Raw genomic sequence first — 16,934 nt, 5'->3', positions numbered from 1 at the left:
GTCATGCCCGGGCCCACGATTCCCGGACACGACGAGGCCACCCTCCGCAGGGGAGGGTGGCCTCGGTGGCAGGTCAGGCGCTGATCCAGCCCCGGTCGCGGGCGATCCGGATCGCGTCCACCCGGTTGCGGGCCCCGATCTTCGACATGATGGCCGACAGGTAGTTGCGTACCGTTCCCGGTGCCAGATAGAGCTTCGCGGCGACGTCGGACACGTCGGAGCCCTTGGCGACCTGGGACAGGACGTCGCGTTCGCGTTCGGTCAGCGGGTTGGGGCCATGGTGGAAGGCCGCCACCACGATCTCGGAGTCGATCACCCGCTCGCCCCGGTGCACCCGACGGATCGCATCGGCCAACCGGGCCGGTGGGGCGTCCTTGGGCAGGAATCCGGAGACCCCGGTCAGCATCGCCCGGGCGATGTTCGCCGAGTCGGCGTGGCTGGTCAGGATGACCGTCCGGCAGGTCGGCAACCGCTGGCTGAGGGCGCCGGCCGCCGCCAGGCCGTCGATGCCGGGCAGTCCGATGTCGAGTACGGCCACGTCGGGGCGGTGGGTCAGCGCGTGCGGCAGGATCGCCGTGCCGTCGGCCACCTCCGCCACCACTTCGAGGTCCGCCTCCAGTGACAACAGCGCCACGAGGGCGCCGCGGACCATGTGCATGTCCTCCGCCAGCAGGATCCTGATCATCGAGTTGCCTCCACCATTGCTGCCTCCGTGACCGGGCTCGGCACGTAGACCACCAGTTCGAAAGATCCGGCACCGACCGGGCCGGCGTTCAGGTGCCCGTCTAGTTCGTGCAGGCGTTCGCGCAGACCTTCCAGCCCGTTGCCGCCCCCGTGGAAGGGTCCGGGGGGTACGCCGTCGTTGACGATGCGCAGGCGCAGACCCTCGTCCTGCGCCCGCAGGGTGATCGCGCAGTGTCGGGCGGTGCTGTGTCGCAACACGTTGGTGGCCCCCTCCCGCAGGGCGAAGGCCAGGCCGGTGGCGGTCTCCGGCGGCAGGGTCTCCAGGGGCACGGTGTCCACCTCGCACCGGATGCCGGCGGAGGTGAGCACGGAGGTCACCCCGGTCATCTCACCGGCCAGCGAGACCGTGCGGTAGCCGGCCACCACCTCCCGGATGTCGCGGTGGGCCTCCCGGGCCAGGCCGATCAGCTCGGCGATCTCCCGCTCGGCGGTCTCCGGCCGGGTGCGCAGGACGGCGGAGGCCAGCTCCCCCTTGAGGGCGATGGCGCACAGCTGGTGCCCGAGCACATCGTGCAGGTCGCGGGCGAAGCGCAGCCGCTCGACGTCCACCGCCCGGTGGGCGAGGGTGGCCCGCAGCCGGTGGACCTCCCACACCAGGGTGGCCATCTTGACGAAGCCGAAGACCACCGCCCCGGTCAGGGCCACACCCAGGGTGGCGTACGCGATGTCGCTGGGATCCTCGTGCACCAGCAGGGCGAACGGGATCTCCGCCGCCACCACCCCCAGATATGCCACATAAGACAGTGGCGCACGCAGGGTGATCAGCAGTGAGGCGGCCAGGAAGGACGGCACCCCCAGCCAGGCGTCGCCGGCCAGCGGGGCCGGCGCGTACGACAGGATCGCCTGCAGCAGCAGGGTCCACGACCAGGTGAGCGGAGGCTGGGCGCGCAGCCCGTGCCAGGTGTGCCGGAACTGCAGCAGGGCCACCCCGATCAGGGCCAGCAGGGCCAGCCCGGCCTGCGGCACCGGTTGGGTGGTGAGCACCCGGGAGGCGGGAATGCTGAGGTAGGCGATCGAGAGCAGGAAGACCAGTGTCTGCGCAGTCCGTACCGCGACCCCCGTCGTCGCATTATCCGGGTCGGGCGCAGTGCCCGCGTCGACCATTCAGCTACCCCCAAGCACGTGCCAGGAATCCTCACATTCGTCTATGGGACCAGCAATGAGCCGAACAGTCGTCGTTATTAGACCGCCTTACCGCTTCCCCTCCCAGCGGAAGAAGTTGCGAGTGAAGATCACTCCCACCGCCCACCACAGGCCCAGCACCGCCGCGTCCCGGGCCAGGGATCCACCGCCGTAGAAGGCCGCCCGGACCGCGTCGACCAGAGCGGTGACCGGCAGCAGTTCCGCGAATGTCCGCAACCAGTCCGGAAAGACCGACAGCGGAACGAATATTCCCGAGCAGGCGAAACAGGCGAACAACACCGGAATGCAGAGAATCTGAGCACTTTCCGCATTGGGCACCAGGCTGGTGTAGGCGGCGGCCAACACGGCGAACACCGCGGTGCCGTAGGCGAGGGCGACCAGCAGCAGCAGGGGATTGCGCGGGGCCGGCACCCCCAGGGCGGCCAGCCCGATCCCCAACAGCAACACCAACTGCAGACCACTGAGGACGTACGCGGTCAGCACGTTGCCGGCCAGGATGGAGCGGTTGGACAGCTCCGTCCCGCGCAACCGTTTGAGGATCAGGGCGTCCCGGCGGCTGGTCAGGGTCACCACCAGGGTGGTGAAGGTCGAGTACACCGTGATCATCGCGATCATGGCGGTCAGGAAGTGGCCCCGGTAGGGCACCCCGTCCCAGTCCAGCCCCGCCGGCACGGTGAAGGGGATGCTGACGCACATCGCCACCGGCACCAGGAAGGTCGGCACCACCAGGGCCCGGTTGCGCCAGAACAGTCGCTGCTCCAGGCGCCACACCGCCACCGAACCGCCGACCATCGTCACCGTACTCACTGCTGCCCCACCTCCTGCGGCACGGCACCGACCGGGCCGGGTCGCCGATCCTGCTGGTCGTCGACCAGCCCCAGGTAGACCTCCTCCAGGCTGGCCGGCCGGACCGCCACCTGGGCCAGCACCCGGCCATGGGCCGCCGCCCAGGCGAACACCTCGGTGGCGGTCTCGTCGAGGGTCCGGGTACGGATCACCACCCGGCCGTCGGCGTACTCGGCCGACCAGTCGGCGGGCAGATCGGCCGGTAGTTGGTCCGCCGCGAAGCTGATCGTGCCCGTTCCGGCGGCCAGCACGGTGGGCAGGTCACCGGAGACGGTCAGCCGCCCGGCTTCCATCATCAGCACCCGCCCGGCCAGCCGCTCCGCCTCCTCCAGGTAGTGGGTGGTCAGCAGCACGGTCGTGCCGCCCGCGGCCAACCCCTCGACGACCTGCCAGGTGTTGTGCCGGGCCTCGGGGTCCAGCCCGGTGGTCGGCTCGTCGAGGAACAGCACCCGGGGCCGGTGCAGGATCGCCAGCGCCAGATCCAGCCGACGCCGCTGCCCCCCGGAGAGCCGGCCCACCCGGGTCCGGGCCTGGGGCCGCAGGTCCACCAGATCCAGCACCTCGTCGCGGGGCAGGGGACTGCTGCCGAACCGTCGCCAGGCCTGCACGGTTTCCGCCACGGTCAGCTCACCGAGGAAACCGGCCTCCTGCAACATGATGCCGACCTCCCGGCGTACCTTCGCCCGGTCCCGGTAGGGGTCGCCACCGGCCACCCGGACCCGCCCCGAGGTCGCCGCCCGGTGCCCGGCCAGCACCTGCATGGTGCTGGTCTTCCCGGCGCCGTTGCGGCCCAGCAGGGCCACCACCTCCCCGGGGGCCACCTGGAAGGTCACCCCCTGTACGGCCCGCACGGAGCCGTACGCCACCGTCAGGTCCTGCACCTCGATCATGACGGCTCCCGGGCGGCGCGGTCGTGGCGGGCGGCGCTGAGCAACCCGGCTGCCCGGTGGGCCCAGTCCGGGTCGTTGACGCCCCGCCAGTTGGTCCGGCCCTGGTGCGGATCCGTCCCGTCGGCCCAGCGCGGCAGGCTGCCCAGCATGAACTCGCCGACGGACGACTCGACCTGCCAGTCCAGCCCGAAGACCCGGGCGGACAGGTGGGCGTCGCCGCTGCCCAGCCCGCAGGGGGCCAGCCCCATCGCGGTGGCCACCAGGTACGCGGTCTGGTACGCCACCCCGACGTGCTTGAGGGTGGCGGCGTACCCCATCGCGTCGTACTTCCAGGTCATCCGGCCGAAGCGGGAGGTGAAGGTGATCAGAGCGTCCGGGGTGGGGGTGCCGCCGGTGGCCTGGGCGGCCCCGGCCAGCAGCCCTTCGATCAGGGTCGGGTCGTCGCAGACCCGCACCAGCCGGTGCGCCCCGGCGTCGTAGTGGTAGGCGGCCCGGGGCAGACCGGCCACCCGGTGGGCGGTGAGGTAGATCTCCAGGTCCCCGGAGGCCCCACCGGTCGGGTACGGCCGGTCCACTCCCTCGTACGGCATCCGGTTGTCGTGGTCCGGCCCGTACACCGAGCGCACCCGGCCGACCCGGTACAGGAACTCGCCCAACTGGGCCAGGGTCATCGGCTCGACCCCGAAACCCCGCACGGATCGGCGGGCCTCCTGCACCAGCACCAGGGGCGGGTCGCTGGCCCGCAGGGTGTCGAAGTCCGGTCGGGGCAGCACCACCTCGGGACCGGCCGGGGCGGGCTTGACCGCCGGCAGGGGTGGCCGCACCCCCACGAACGGGAAGGTGGCCCCGAAGGACTCGTCCGTACGCCCGCACCGGCTGCGCGAGTGGAAGTACAGCTCGTGCAGGTCCCACTGGTCGGCGGCCGGGTCCACCGCGTCGGTGAGCTGCGCGGCGGCCAGGAATCCGACCAGGTGCCGGACGGCGGCCTCGTCCAGGTCCAGCCGCTCGGCCAGCGCCGGCACGGTCGACGGGGTGGCCAGCGCCCCGACCAGGGCCACCGCCTGCTCGTGCAGCAGGCTGACCCGGAACGGGGCCAGTCCCGACTCGACCACCAGGTGACCCTCCCGGCGGCGCAGCAACGCCAGCCGGGACAGCCCCACCGCGGCCTCCCCGGTGTACGGGGCCGGGGTGAACCGAAGGTCGCTGGTCAGCGGGGTCACCCGCAGCCAGCTCGCGTCACCGGCCGGGCCCAGCTGCTGCTCCAGGGCGCTGCCGATGCGGTCCAGCAGCCAGTGCAGCCGGGCCAGGACGGCGATCTCGTCGTCCCCTCCGGCGGCCAGGGCCAGCGTCTCCAGTTCGGTCGGGGTCACCTCCCTGGTGGCCAGGGCCTGCAGGACGGCGACCATCGGCAGGTCCCGCTCCCCGACACAGGCCCGACCGTGCCGGGACCACAGGGTGAGCTGCCCGCCGCCGGGCACCAGTCGGCTCGACGGATGCAGCCGCAGAAGTCTCTCGTAGGGCCGGGTCGACTGCGTCACGGTCATCGCGCCCCTCCAAGGCGTCGTCAGTCCGGCGGTCACAGGAACATCGGAATCGGGTTGAGGGCTTCCTCCGGGGTGGGCTGGTCGAGCCAGCCGAGCCGCACCGGTACGTCGTAGAGGCGTCCGGCGCCGTACCGGGCCCAGAAGTGTCGCATCCCGGGCACGATCACCTTGACCACCGGCAGTTCCAGGTCGGGCCGGGTCTGGTCGAGCACCAGCATCTGCATGCCGGCCTGCTCGACGAGCCCCCGTACGGTGTCCACGTCCTGCTTGAGGTCGGCGGAGGCCAGGTTGCGGTGGGTCGTAGCGGTCGACACCCGCGCCGAGGGGGCCAGGTAACCCTCCGAGGCCAAGGTGGCGTGGCGCCACCAGCCCTGCTGGACCGGGTCCGGGTAGGCGTAGCCGCTGCCGTCGGGCTGCACGTCGATGACCGCCGGCAGGAACTGGTTCATCTCGCTCAGCGCCCGCTGCACCGCGGTCTTCGCGTCCAGGTGGGCGCCGAAGGCCATCAGGATGTCCTCGGCCGGCTTGTCCGTGCGCCGGCTGATCGCCGCGGCCACCGGGATACCGAGATCGGCGGTCAGGTCCAGCACCCACAGATCCCGGTTGAGCCCGGCGTAGACCTCCCGGAACTCGTCGAACCACGGCTCACGGAAACTGTCCAGGTCGAACCGGGGCATGTTCAGCCGGTTGTACCACCACAGGGCCACGCTGTCGCGTTCCACCAGTTCCAGGAAGCCCTGCAACACGGCGTCCTCGATGCTGGACCCGGCGGCGTTGCCGTTGGAGCAGGCCGAGGCGAACAGCTCACCGGAGCGGCTCGGGTACTGGAAGTACAGGTGGGCGGTCGGCACCTGGAAGTGCCGTTCGTGGGTCAGCGACCACACCGGGCTCCACTCGATCGGCCGGTCGGCCGGCAGGGGGTCACAGACGATCTGGAAGCTGGACCGTTGCGCCGCGTTCCAGGCGACCCGGTTCTCGTGCTGCCGGGGGCTGTAGAGCTGAAGGTCGTTCGGGGCCAGCGCCCGGTCGCCCAACTCCTGGAGGGTGGCGGTGATCCGAGGCTCGTCGCCGACGAACAACCCGCTGTAGCGTTCGATCGCCTCGCAGATCGCGCTGGCCCGGGCCTGGGTGTCCGTGGTGCCCTTGCCGGCGGCCATGCTGCGCAGCCCGGTGCGCAGATGCCGCAGGTTGTGCACCCGGCGGGCGAAGTTGTGCCCGGCGTAGTACCCCTTGACGAAATCCCGGCCGGTGGCGAAGGGCCGCAGTTCCCGCACCACCCCGGTGACCGAGCTGACCTGCGGTGAGTAGCGGGCCAGCACCTCGTCGGGCCGCTGGGCCCGGTGCCCCCCGTCCCCGGTGTAGGTCTTGGACCGCGACTGCAACCGCACCGGTGCGGCGAACCGCCGGGCGACCAGCTCCGGATCACCGCAGGAGGGGCACTGCGGGCGGCGGTGCAGCGGGTGCCGCTGGGTGTCGAAGTAGATCGTGTCCAGGGTGAGGATGCCGTTCTCCTGCTCGGTGGCCAGACCGGCCAGGTGCTTGACCGCCTCCAGGGCGGTCAGCCGGGCCCCGATCTCCCGGGTGGTCGGCAGGTCGGCCAGCGGCACCCGCAGCGGGCCCAGGTGGTCGAGCTTGTCGCGCAGGTACTCATCCACCTGCCGGTGCCCGGACAGCCGGAAGGCCACACACGCCCAGCAGCCGTGCTCCCGGCCGGCCGGCTTGAAGGTCGGGCCGATCCACAGCACCGAACCGACCGGTTTGGTCAACAGCCAGGGACGACCGGTACGCAGGGCCGCCTCGTTCTGCTCGGCCAGCTCCGGGTTCAGGTAGTTGTCGGTGGCCACCACGGTCAGGTCGACCTCGCCTGCCTCGGCCGCGCCGACCGGGGTGACCCGCAGACCGGCCGCACCGAGGGCGGCCAGCAGGGGCTGCGGGTCCACCTCACCGACGACCGACAGCCCGACCGTGGCCGTGGCCAGCTTGCCGGCGACCACCTCGGCGCTGGTGCCGGCCATGTCCCAGAAGGCCGACTCGCGCTGCGGCAGCTCCGGGTCGACCCGCAGCACGACCCCCATCCGGACCAGCCGTTCGATCAGGAACAGCACCCGCTCCGGCGGTTCGTCGGGAAGGGCGTCGAGCACGTCGTCGAGATCGTGCTTGCCGTCGAGCAGCGGCAGGACCCGCTCGGTCAGCTCACCCTCGATGACCTGGTGGCCACGCTCGGAGAACACGTATACGGCTTCGCCGGGCACGTTCTCCACGCGCAGGTTCCGGCGTACCCGTGGACGGATGGTCATCGCATCTCTCCCGTCAGCTCATCGCTCGAAGCGAGGTAACGTCCTCTTCGGCCAGCGCCAGGCAGGCCAGCCCGGCCGCCGCCAGACCGTCGACCGCGGACAGCTGGGTCCGGTCGGGGCGGCGGCGGTCGGGGAACCAGCGGCCCTGGCCGGCGCGGCGACTCAGCAGGGTCCGGGCCGCGGCGTGCGCGGCCGTGCGGGACTGCTCGTCTCCCTCGCCCCGCCAGGCCGCCAGGCCCAGCTCGATCCGGTTGAGCAGGTCGACACTGGAGGGTGCACCGGCCGAGGTGGTGGCCATCGGGTCGGCGGGGCGGGGCCGGCCGAGGGTGGCCGCGGCCACGGTGGCCGCCAGCCGGGCACCCGGGGTGGACCCGGCGGACAGCACCAGGTGCTCGCCGTCGGTGCTGAGGCCGTGCCGGGCGCTGTACCGGGCCAGGGCCATCACCACCCCCGGTGCCCCGCCCGGCAGCGCGTCGAGCAGGGCCACCCCGGCGGGGTAGGCCGACCGCACTCCGTGCGGCAGCTCGGTGAGCAGCTGCTCGTACAGGCGCGCGGCCAGCTCGTCGGCCGCCGGGCAGGGCTGCGCCTCGGTGAGCTTGAGCAGGGCCAGCAGCAGACCGGCCCGGCCGGTCACCGGGTCGGCCACACTGGCCCCGCTGTCCAGCAGGTCACCGGCGGTGGACACCAGGCTCTGGGCCTGGGCCAGCAACTGCGGATCGCCGATCACCTGCCCGCACCGGGCCAGCGCGTAGATGGTCGCGCCGACGCCGACGAACCCGCCGACCGGGGGCTGCCCGCCGGCCATCCGCCGGTAGAGGCTGGCCTGCCCGGCGACGGCGGAGAACTCCGTGGTGGCCGCCAGGGCGTCCTGGGCGAACGCCCAGTAGGTCGGCTTGCCGGTGCTCTGGTACAGCTCGGCCAGGAAGACCGCGATCCCGGCGGTGCCGGTGAGCAGGTCGCCGTGCAGGGGTTCGAGCTGGTCCAGACCGAAAGCGGGGTAGTGGACCGCCCCGACCCAGCCGTGCTGCCCGTCGCCGACCGGCAGGGCCGCGGCGATGATGTCATCGGCCGCCGCGCAGGCCCCCGCCAGCAGTTGGTCGTGGTCGACCTCGGCGCGCAGCATCCTCGGGTGGTAGACGGAGATGCCCAGCTGGGCCGGATCCCGGCGACCGTCGGGGTCCCCGGGCGGCGGGGTCCAGACCGGTCGGCCGCCGGAGGCGAAGTCCAGACAGGCCGCCAGGGCCTCCTCCGGCATCGGGGTGCCGCACTCGGCCCGCTCGATGAGCTCGTCCAGCCGGGCCCGCAGCCGCTGCCAGGCGGTGCCGGAGAAGTGGTTCTCCACCCGGGAACCCTCCGGGGTGCGTACGGTCGAGGTCATCGGCTCGGACTGGAACAGCGGGATGTCCAGCCGACGCAGGGACTCGATCTCCCGTTCGATCATCTCCAGGCTGTCGGTGCGGCGCGGGTCGGTGCGCAGCACCTCGCGGGCCCCCCGGAACAGCCGGGCCAGCACGATCTCCCGGGCCACCCCGTCGGTCAACGCCAGCGGCCCGGAGGCCACCTGCAACACCGACAGGTAGTCCCAGGTGCTGCGCCAGATGTAGCGGACCCGGGCCCGGGACAGCAGGTGCAGCGGGCCGCGTTCGGCGGCCAGGGCGTGGGCGTTGGCGACCAGGCAGGCGTCCATCTCGCGGTACCCGGTGACCACCTCGTCGGCGTACGCCGCCGGGTCGACCGGCCGGCCGTCCACGATCGGCCGGTACGGGGGCGGCTCCCACCCCTCGGGGAAACCGTCGGAGTCGACCGCCAACTGTTCCTGCATCGGGGCGCAGCAGCCGATGTCGTGGGCCCGTCGGCCGGGGGCCCCGATCCGGGGGTAGGAGATCACGGCGGTCTTGGCGACACTCTCCTCGACCTCGTGCCACAGGGCCTCGGCCCGCGCCCCCAGCAGCACCGGCTTACGCATCCGACCCTGAAGGATGTTCTCCAGGTCGATGAACATCGGCCGTTCCCCGATGGCGATCAGGTTGTCCGCCCACAGGTCGCGGCATTCCAGCAGCTGGGCCAGCCGGGTGAGCATCCCCAGCCGGCGGTAGAACCGGGCCGGGTCCTCCCCGCTGCGGCAGGGGCGGGCGACGACGTACTCCTCCCACCCGTAGCCGTCGCGCAGCAGCACCTGTCGGGTGGTCAGGTCCAGCGGCAGCCCGTGGGTGTTGAGGAAGGTCAACACATCCATGAACCCGGCGACGCTGCTGAGGTCCTTGGGCTTGTAGACGACCCGCTGGCCACCGACGAAGGACAGCAGGCTGACCGTACGGCCGCTGTCGTGCAGATCGCCGGAGTCCCCGGAGTACGAGGCCAGGGCCCCCGGGTCGGCCCAGGCCCACAGTTCTCGGCGCAGCATCGGCAGGTCCTGGTGCAGCCGGTCGAAGACCTCCCCGACGGCCCGCTTGTAGTTCAGGCAGGTGACCCCGATCAGGTACGCCAGACCGGGCAGCCCTTCCAGCCGGCCCAGCCAACCCAGCCGGCTGACGTCGATGCCGGCCCGGCCGTACCAGTTGACCGGGGTGGTCGAGCCGTCGGCGATCTGGAGTTCGAAGGCGAGCGCGGCGTGGCACACCTTGATCAGACGTTGCACCAGTTGGCCGGTGACGTCGTCGGCGGCCTCCGGGGTCAGGGCCACCCCGCGCAGCATGTTCTGCCGCAGCCCGGTCAGCCGGGCCGCCGCCCGCTGGAAGGAGACGAAGACCCCGCCGACGAGTTCGGCGGCCGGATCCTGCGCGGCCGTGGGCGGCTGGGCCAGCAGGAAGTCCACCAGGGCGTACGCCCAGTCGGGCAGTTTGCCGGGGTCCCGCACGACCACGTCGACCAGCCCGGCGCCCAGATCCCGGTTGGTCTGCTGGCGGTGCAGCAGCAGGGCACGCAGGGACACGTCGTCCTCGGCGACCGCGGAGCGCAGCCACCGCTGGGAACGTTCGGCCAGCTTGCGGCGGCCCCCGGAGCGTACCGGGGCGAAGTAGACCCCGGCCTCCCGCTCGTCGAACGGTGCCGCCAACGCGATGACGCTGAGCAGCCGTTCGTCGGCACCGCCGAGGCCGAGCAGGGTGTCGGGTGCGGACATGGCACCCAGACCGATGGATGTGCTGGTTGTGGTCATCAGGTGACCTCCTGCCTGGCGACGAGTCGTGCGAACAGCGGTGCGGTGGCGACCAGATCGTCGAAGGTGCCCTCGGCCGCGATCCGTCCGTTGTCGAGCACGTAGATGCGGTGGGCGGCTCGGATGGTGCTGAGTCGGTGTGCGACGACGATCCGGGTGACGTTGAGTTCGGCGATGCGGTCGGTCACCGTACGCTGGGTGATGTTGTCCAAGGCGCTGGTGGCTTCATCGAGCACCAGCACCGGTGGCTGCTTGGCCAGGGCGCGAGCCAGCATCAGCCGCTGGATCTGGCCGCCGGAGAAGGCCTTGTTGTCCTCGCTGACCATGGTGTGCAGCCCCATCGGCATGGCCCGGACCTCCTCGGCCAGACCGGCCAGCCGCAGGGCCTGCCACACCCCCTCGTCGGTGAGGTCCTCGGTGCCGGCGGCCACGTTGTCGCGGATCGAGCCGCGGACCGCCCGGGCCTGCTGGAGCACCACCCCCAGCTGGGCCCGGACCGCCCGTACGTCCAACTCGGACAGGTCCCGGCCGTCGTAGCGGACCGCACCGGAGCTGGGGGGTACCAGACCCAGCAGCAGGCGGATCAGGGTGGACTTGCCGGCGCCGGAGGGGCCGACGACGGCGACGAACTCGCCCGGCTCGGCGGTGATGCTGACCCGGTCCAGGACGGGTCGGCCGGTGCCGGGGTAGGTGAAGGTGACCTCGTGCAACTGCACCCGGCCCTGCAACCGGCCGGGGTCGGCGGCCTCCGGTGCCACGTCCGGGGCCGCCGCCAGCACCGGTGCCAGCCGACGGTACGCGGCGACCAGCGAGAAGGCCGAGATCACGCCCCCCTGGAGCATCCCCACCGAGGCGGCGAACTGCCCCACCGCGATGCTGGCCGCGACGAAGGTGCCGAGGGCGACATCCTGCCGCAGGGTCACCACGATGCCGAGGGTGGCCAGCAGGGTAGGTTGCAGGGCCGCCGCGCAGGCCGCCACCCGGGCCTGCCACCGCAGGGTCTCCGCGTCCGTGCGGCGCTGCCGGGCATACCGTTGCGCCCAGCCGGCGAAGACCCGCTCCTCACGCGCCGCCACCTGGATCTTCTCGATCGCCAGCAGGGCGGTGTGCAGGAAGCCGGCCACGGCCGCGAAGGCCTCCCGGTTGGCCAGCTCGTGGCGTTGCTGACGGATGGCGGCGTAGCTCGCCACCGCCATCAGCACAACGGTGGCGCCGAGCACGCACCCACCGACCAGTGGGTCCACGACGATCAGGGCGGCCAGGCTGACCAGGCCGAAGGCGCTGCCGAGCACCCCGGCGGCGACGCTGTCGGACAGGGCCTTGCGCATCTCGGTGACCGAGTTGGCCCGCTGGACCAGGTCGCTGGTGCCCATCTCCTCCAGCGCCCGGACGTCCCGGCTGAGCAGATGCGACCAGACCGCCGGTTCCAGGCGCAGTTGCAGTCGACCCTGGAGCCGGACCAGGGCGGCGTTACGGGCCGACAGCAGCAGGGCGTTGGACACCACGAAGCCGGCGATCAGGGCGGCCAGGCTCCACAGCAGTTGACCGCCGACGCTGCCCCCGGCCACCCCGATGATGATCCAGGCGGACAGGAACGGCAGGACACCACCGATCAGGGCGGCGAGCAGCCCGGCCGACAGCAGGAAACCCAGGTCGGGGCCGGCACCGTGGGCGGCGAACCGCAGCAGCCCTCGGGCGGTGACCGGCTGGTTCGGGGACAACGGGGGATAGACCTGCCAGGCGGTCTGCTCGTACTGCGCCGCGACGGTCGCGGTGACCGGGCGCCCCTCAGGGGTGCGGTAGCCGCGCCGGGCCGGCAGCAGCGCCACGGCCGGCCCCTCGACTGGGAAGACGATCAACGGGGCGGCACCGTGGCGGTACCAGCGGCCGTCTAGGCGTACCTCGGTCCAGTGCAGTCCGGCGGCCCGCAGCGCGGCGACCAGGCCCAGGCCCGGGGCGGGCTGCGGCAGGTCGTAGTGGGCGGCCAGGGTCCGCGCGGCGTCGTCGTCCGGTCGTTCGGGCCGCTCGGCGGCGGCAGCGGCGAGCCGCCGCCAGGCCTCGTCGACCGCAGCGAGATCCGCGGCGGCCCGGTGCGTCGGGGTGTCCAGGGTGAGGGGGTCGACGGTGGTCATTTCGTCCGCCCATCGGTGGCCAGCCGCCGGTAGACACCGTCGGCTTCGATCAGCTCGGAGTGGGTGCCGCGCTGCACGATCTCGCCCCGGTCCAGCACCAGGATCAGGTCGGCGTCCCGCACGGTGGAGATCCGGTGGGCGATGAACATGCAGGTCACCCCGCGCTGGCGAAGGGCCTGTAGGACCGCGAACTCCGTACTCGCGTCCAGGGCGCTGGTCGCCTCGTCGAGCACCAGCAGGGGCGGGTCGGCCGCCAGGGCCCGGGCCAGCTCCAGCCGCTGCTGCTCCCCGCCGGACAGGTTGCGGGCGTGTTCGCTGACCGCCCCGCTGTCCAGGCCGCCCCGCTGCTCGACCAACCGGTCGATGCCGGCGTCGATCAGGGCGGCGCGCAGCCGCTCCTCCGGCAGGGTCGGATCCCACAGGGTCAGGTTGTCGCGCAGGTTGCCCTCGAAGAGTCGCAGCTGTTGCTCCACGTAGCCGATCGAGGCGGCCAGGGTACGGCGGGAGTAGGTCTCCCGGGGCCGCCCGTCGAGCAGCACCGCCCCCTCCCACGGCTGCGCCGCCCCGACGGCCAGCCTGGCCAGGGTGGACTTGCCGCTGCCGCTGACCCCGACCAGGGCCACCCACTGACCGGGTTCGGCCGTGAAGGAGATGTCCCGGACCAGGGGCGGACGGTGCCGGTCGTAGCCGAAGCTGACCCGGTCGAACTCGATGCGCCCGGACAGCCGGGAGGGCTGCTCCGGTTCCGGGGCGGCGTTCGGCTCCAGCACGGTGGCGCGGGCCGGATGCGGGGTGGCCGCCAGGGCGTCGTCGATCACGGAGACGTGCACCCGGGTCACCTGGATCTCCGAGCCCAACCCGACCAGCAGCCCCAGGGGAGCGAGCATCGCCCCACCCACCAGTTGGGCGGTGAGCAGGGTACCGAGGTCGATCCGGCCGCCGGCGACGTCGTGCGCGCCGACCAGGGCCAGTCCGGCCAGGGCGGCCGGGCCGACCGCCGCACTGAGCGCCATCACCCCCAGGGTGGCCGAGGCCAGCGCGTTGGCGGCGTCCATGGTCCGGCCGGCCGATCGGGCCCAGGAGGCGAACAGCCACCGCTCGGCGCCGTCGGCCTTGACCGCCTCGATCATCTTCAGTCCGCTGTGGGCGGTGCTGTCCCGCCGTAGCTGCTCGAACAGCAGCCGTTGCTGGTGCGGACCGGCCCGCCGTCGTACCAGGTTCAGCAGCACGATCTGCGCCGCCATCGCCAGCGACATCACCACCAGCAACCGGGGGGCCAGGTAGCCGATGAACAGCCCGTATCCGGCCACGGTCACGGCCGCCGCGGCGGGCAGCACGACCCGCTCGGACAGCGCGATGGCCAGGCCGTCGTTCATCTGGGTCCGGTTCACCAGGCCGCTGAGGTGCCGACGGTGGAAGAACTCCCCGGGCAGCCGCAGCAGGGCGGTCAGGTAGCGGCTGGAGAACCGGGTGGCCATCACCGCCAGGGCGGTGGCGAAGAGGCGCTGCTGGGCCCACCCGGCCAGGGCCGCCAGCAGCGCGCCACCGACCAGGATGGCCAGCAGCGCCGGGCGCCAGGCCAGGTCGCCGATGATCAGCACCCGGTTGAGCACGGCCCGCATGGACATCGAGGCCAGCAGGGTCGGCACCGCGGCGACGGCGCCGAGCAGGGCCCCGGCGAGGATCATCGGTGCGTACGGTCGGATCCGCTGGGCCACCGCGCGGGCGAAGGGCCAGCGGTCACCCCCCGGCTCGAACTCCGGGGTCCGGCTGGCGATCAGCACCGGGCCGTTGGCCCGGGTGGCGAACTCGGCCGGGGTCAACGGCAGGCGGCCCACCGCCGGGTCGTTGATCCAGGCCCGGCCCCGCCGGACACCCTCCAGCACCGCGTAGTGCCGGCCGTCGAGCAGCACCACCGCCGGCACCGGCAGCCGGGAGGCCATGTCCAGGTCGGAGGTGTCGATCCACCGGCCGGTGACCTTCAGCCCGTACCCGGCGGCGGCCCGACCGAACCCGGAGGCGGTCATCCCGTCCCGACCCACCCCGCAGCGGTCCCGCAGCTCGGCCAACGGCACCCGTCGACCGTGGTGGTTGAGGATGATGCTCAGGCAGGCCGCGCCGCAGTCGGCGTCCTCCATCTGGGGGGTCTCGACGGTGCGTACCGCCCGCTGCCGACGTGGCTGGGGCTGGGGTTCCTCCGCCCGGGGGGCGGTGGTCTGGTTGTCGGCCAGAACGACCATCACTGACCACCTCCGAGCAGGACGTCCAGGGGCCGGTCGGTGCCGACGATGAGGTCCATGCGGACGGGGGTCAGGGTGGCGCCCGGCCAGGCGGACACCCCCAGGTCGACCAGGACCGGCCGGACCAGCCGCTCGTCGGGATACCCGGGCAGCCGAGGAATCCCGTACCGGTCGGCCAGGTCGGTCGTGCTCAGCGGGTACGCCTCGACCTGGGTGACCGTGCCGGTCAACCCGGCGCCGCGCACCGGAGTCCCGGCCGGGATGGCGGCCGGTTGACCGGCGTCCAGCAGCAGCAGGGCGGAGAGTCGTTGCTCGGCCCGGTCGACGGCGCCGAGGGTGGCCCCGCCCTTGACCGAGGCGCCGGGCCGGACGGTCAGGGTGCTCAGGATTCCGGCTACCGGGCTGGTCACCTCGATGGTCTCGTCCTCGCCACGCAGGGTCAGCAGCACCTGTCCGGCCGCCACCGGTCGGCCGGGGACCGCCTCGACCGAGGCGACCGTGGCCGTGACCGGGGCGGTGACCAGGGCCGGGCCGCGCCCGGCCAGCAGGATGCCCTCCAGGGACACCGTCGACTCGATCCGGGCCACCACGGCCCAGGTCCCGCCGACACCGAGGGCCAGGAGTACGGCCGTCAGCAGGGCCCAGCTACGCCGGGTGGTCAGGCGTACGACGTCGTCCAGTTCACCGGTTCGTGGCATGGTGCCTCGCCTCCGCTCGGATCGGCAGGGGTTCACCGGCCGGGGTCACCGTCACCGGCAGTGAGTCGTACGTCTGCAGGGCGGGGGTGTGCCGGCGTCGGGCCGGGCCGGGCCCGGCCCGCAGACCCTCGTACGCGGCCAGGTGTCGCAGCACCTCGGCGGCCTGGATACGGGCCATGGCCGCCCCCAGGCAGTGGTGAGGTCCGCGCCCGAAGGCCAGGTGTCGACCGGGCCGACCGGGTCGGAACCGGTCCGGGTGCGCGAAGACCGCCGGGTCCCGGTTGGCCACCGCCCAGAGCAGGAACACCGGATCGTTGGCCTCGATCACCTGACCCTCCACCTCGATCGGCGCTACCGCCCGGCGGGCGGCCAACCAGACCGGGCTGTGCAGCCGCAGGCACTCGTCCACCACTTCCAGGGCGTGATCGGGGTCCCGGCGCAGCCCGGCGGCCAGCTCTGGTCGGTCCAGCAGTTGCGCCACACAGATCGAGATGGCCGCGGTGGCGGTTTCCAGGCCGTTGATGAACAGCAGCACCACGAACGAGACGAACTCCTCCGGGCTGAGCCGGGCATCCGTACCGCTGGCGGCCCCGAACAGCTCGGCAACCAGGTCCCCGGTGCGGTTGCGGCGGGCCACGGCCAGCTCCTCGATGAACCGCAGCAGCTGGTCGACCTGCCGGTGCACCTCGGCCAACTCCTCGGCGCTCTGACCGAAGCGGAAGAGTTGACCGGTGAGGGTGCGGGCCCACCGGTCGACCTGGGCCCAACTGTCGGCCGGTAGGTCCAGCAGTCGGCAGGTGGTGAGCACCGGCAGCCGCTCGGCGACCGCCGGCACCAGGTCGAACTCCGGACCGCCGGCCGTCGCCTGCGAGATCAGGTCGGCGACCAGGGCGCGTACGGTCTCCTCCAGGCCGCCGGTGCGGCGGGCGCTGAACGCCCCGGACACGAGCTGCCGCAGGCGGCGGTGGGGGGCACCGTCGCGGAAGCTCAGCATCCGTCCGAAGATCAGTTCCAGTTGTTCGGACTGGGTCAGGGGCAACGGCGGGTCTCCGGCCCGTGGGTCGATCACCAGTCGGGGGTCCCCGGCCAGTCTCGACACCTGCTGGTAGCCCGACACCAGCCACAACCCGCCGGTACGCAGCACCGGCGCCTCGGCGAGCAGTCGCCCGTACCGGCTCGGGTCGTCTCGGGTGGACGGGTCGAGCAGCAACGCGCGACCCGTGGCGGGCAGGCCGGACATCGG

General features: G+C 72.6%; 11 protein-coding genes. All 11 read right to left on the bottom strand.

The features are described 5' to 3' along the window. Positions 1–73: 73 nt before the first annotated feature. The gene (locus tag OIE53_RS08590) at positions 74–685 is read right to left on the bottom strand and encodes a response regulator transcription factor (RefSeq protein ID WP_327026053.1); all 612 of its coding nucleotides are present in this window, start codon (positions 683–685) and stop codon (positions 74–76) included. Beyond that, entirely contained in the window at positions 682–1,848 is a 1,167-nt protein-coding gene (locus OIE53_RS08585; RefSeq protein WP_327026052.1) for a sensor histidine kinase, read from the bottom strand. The genes OIE53_RS08590 and OIE53_RS08585 overlap by 4 nt, the downstream gene beginning before the upstream one ends. 87 nt (positions 1,849–1,935) lie before the next feature. Further along, the gene (locus OIE53_RS08580; RefSeq protein WP_327026051.1) at positions 1,936–2,694 is read right to left on the bottom strand and encodes an ABC transporter permease; all 759 of its coding nucleotides are present in this window, start codon (positions 2,692–2,694) and stop codon (positions 1,936–1,938) included. Beyond that, entirely contained in the window at positions 2,691–3,623 is a 933-nt protein-coding gene (locus OIE53_RS08575) for an ABC transporter ATP-binding protein (RefSeq protein WP_327026050.1), read from the bottom strand. The genes OIE53_RS08580 and OIE53_RS08575 overlap by 4 nt, the downstream gene beginning before the upstream one ends. Next, complete coding sequence (locus tag OIE53_RS08570; protein WP_327026049.1) at positions 3,620–5,167, bottom strand: SagB/ThcOx family dehydrogenase; 1,548 nt, start codon at positions 5,165–5,167, stop codon at positions 3,620–3,622. Before OIE53_RS08570 ends, OIE53_RS08575 begins: the two co-directional genes overlap by 4 nt. A gap of 32 nt (positions 5,168–5,199) precedes the next feature. Beyond that, positions 5,200–7,464, bottom strand: coding sequence for a TOMM precursor leader peptide-binding protein (locus OIE53_RS08565; protein WP_327026048.1), 2,265 nt, complete (start codon positions 7,462–7,464; stop codon positions 5,200–5,202). A gap of 13 nt (positions 7,465–7,477) precedes the next feature. Continuing rightward, entirely contained in the window at positions 7,478–10,621 is a 3,144-nt protein-coding gene (gene lanM / locus OIE53_RS08560) for a type 2 lanthipeptide synthetase LanM (RefSeq protein WP_327026047.1), read from the bottom strand. Then, complete coding sequence (locus tag OIE53_RS08555) at positions 10,621–12,753, bottom strand: ATP-binding cassette domain-containing protein (RefSeq protein ID WP_327026046.1); 2,133 nt, start codon at positions 12,751–12,753, stop codon at positions 10,621–10,623. The genes lanM and OIE53_RS08555 overlap by 1 nt, the downstream gene beginning before the upstream one ends. Next, positions 12,750–14,993 (bottom strand): peptidase domain-containing ABC transporter, encoded by a 2,244-nt coding sequence (locus OIE53_RS08550; protein ID WP_327026045.1) that lies wholly within the window; start codon positions 14,991–14,993, stop codon positions 12,750–12,752. The genes OIE53_RS08555 and OIE53_RS08550 overlap by 4 nt, the downstream gene beginning before the upstream one ends. Beyond that, positions 14,993–15,691 (bottom strand): biotin/lipoyl-containing protein, encoded by a 699-nt coding sequence (locus tag OIE53_RS08545; RefSeq protein ID WP_327026044.1) that lies wholly within the window; start codon positions 15,689–15,691, stop codon positions 14,993–14,995. Before OIE53_RS08545 ends, OIE53_RS08550 begins: the two co-directional genes overlap by 1 nt. Continuing rightward, complete coding sequence (locus OIE53_RS08540) at positions 15,675–16,931, bottom strand: cytochrome P450 (RefSeq protein ID WP_327026043.1); 1,257 nt, start codon at positions 16,929–16,931, stop codon at positions 15,675–15,677. The genes OIE53_RS08545 and OIE53_RS08540 overlap by 17 nt, the downstream gene beginning before the upstream one ends. Positions 16,932–16,934: the final 3 nt, after the last annotated feature.

It is taken from the genome of Micromonospora sp. NBC_01739, assembly GCF_035920385.1.
GTDB lineage: Bacteria > Actinomycetota > Actinomycetes > Mycobacteriales > Micromonosporaceae > Micromonospora.
Note: the sequence above shows the minus strand (reverse complement) of the source record. Positions and strands in the feature narration are given on the sequence as shown.